This is a genomic window from Lysinibacillus zambalensis (assembly GCF_040183165.1).
Classification (GTDB): domain Bacteria; phylum Bacillota; class Bacilli; order Bacillales_A; family Planococcaceae; genus Lysinibacillus; species Lysinibacillus zambalensis.
The window spans coordinates 1-381 of the sequence record NZ_JBEGDG010000078.1 but is presented as its reverse complement, the minus strand read 5'-3'; the positions used below and the strand labels follow the sequence as shown (position 1 = coordinate 381).

Sequence of the window (381 nt, the reverse complement as noted above, 5' to 3'; positions counted from 1 at the left end):
AAAGCTTCTGTTAAAAATGAAAATAAAATATCTTGTGTTTTGCGCAATGTTAGCGTAAAGACACGGAATCGTGAATATCCAAGTACAAGTACACCTACGTTTACTTCTACTTTTTCACCATCACTTGTTTCAAACGGAATACTTCCTTTCCAGTCAAATTGAGCCTGTTGACCTGGTGGAGTTTCAAATCTTGTCGTTCCTTTTGGTGAAGGGATACGTACTTGATCTGTAAAATAAGCTGCGAACTCAAGCGTTTTTGCAATATAGCGACGAAATGTAGAACTACCACACTCTAAGCCATGATTATCCTTCAAATATTGCCAAAGTACACGACGGTAATAAAAGACTTGCTTCGAATCTTCTGATAGTAAAGCTGCAATC

The 381-nt window shown here is 37.5% G+C and carries 1 pseudogene; it reads right to left on the bottom strand.

From position 1 onward, the window contains the following. Positions 1-381: pseudogene (locus ABNX05_RS26120) on the bottom strand (IS21 family transposase); the annotation flags it as partial.